We start from the raw sequence: 986 nt of genomic DNA on the forward strand, positions 1-986 counted from the left end.
TCGAGAATTTCATGAATATAGTCTGGCGAATACGCATACTTACCACGGATCATTTCAGGTGGTTGATAGCCTTGCTCCACCCAATCTTCTTCCTTTTTCTTAAACGTGTTGACAGAGTCCCAGCCACACATTTTGCTCATTTTGGTTTGTGGAACTGAGTGATTAAGAATGACCTTGCTGACTTCAAACTGTTCATCGAGTACAACCTTCGATTGCTGAAGGATGTTTGCTCGACGTTCTGACTCGGTACGACTTACGCTCTCGTTTGCTTTTTCCAAATTCTGCAAAACGGATTCAGTGACTGATGACATTGTGACTCTCCATAAAATTGACAGTCACATTGTCAATTAACAGGTGATGACTGTCAATGATAATTAATGGGTATCAATGATATGTTGAGGCTATCATTTTTATTTGAGGCTTTCATCACAGAATCCTAATGAAAAAAGTCAAATACAGTGCGAACAGAATCTATAGGTTGATTTTGTCGCTGTATATGGTCAGATATCTGAGTGTACAGAAACACAATGTATAAGCTAAGTTATTAATAAATAGAGAAAAAATAATGAGCGACATTAAAGAGCAATTGCTAGTATTTTTGAGAGAACGGACCGCGGTAGAGGCTGTTGTGTCTCCGAGTGTTTATGTAAAAAGTACTGCAATCCCACGCGAAGATAAGTTAGAAATTGTATTACATCGGCAGTCTACTCCATATAACAGTAAACATTTCATTGATGTGATGATAGAAGTACCTTTAGAAATCAACAGAAAAAATTACGAAATTATTAAGAGCTGGCCTATGTGCAAACTAAACGAATACTCAGATTCTAGTATGTTATTAGTGAAACGCGAAGACTAAAAATCTTGAGTTGTTGAGTAAAGTATGCTTAACGTATATAGTTAAGCATACTTTACAAAGATAGGTTTCTTGTTACCGTGACTAAAGACGAATACATTGAGTGCTATAAACGAAAAGGTTGGACTAC

General features: G+C 36.7%; 2 protein-coding genes. One reads left to right on the forward strand and one right to left on the reverse strand.

The genetic code is table 11. The annotated features are described in order from the left end of the window. On the reverse strand, positions 1-311 hold a 311-nt coding region (locus tag IQR33_RS24175; protein WP_193844136.1), incomplete at its 3' end, for a hypothetical protein. Positions 312-565: 254 nt separating this feature from the next. Between IQR33_RS24175 and IQR33_RS24180 the strand changes: the two genes are divergently transcribed. Continuing rightward, positions 566-859 carry a hypothetical protein gene (locus IQR33_RS24180; RefSeq protein WP_025633953.1) on the forward strand — a complete coding sequence of 98 codons (294 nt, stop codon included), beginning with the start codon at positions 566-568 and terminating at the stop codon, positions 857-859. Positions 860-986: the final 127 nt, after the last annotated feature.

This window comes from Vibrio sp. OPT46 (assembly GCF_015163535.1).
GTDB lineage: Bacteria > Pseudomonadota > Gammaproteobacteria > Enterobacterales > Vibrionaceae > Vibrio > Vibrio alginolyticus.

What these genes read in the sequence shown, in the direction of transcription:
- IQR33_RS24180 (WP_025633953.1), top strand. Translation starts at nt 566, where the DNA reads ATGAGCGACATTAAAGAGCAATTGCTAGTATTTTTGAGAGAACGGACC.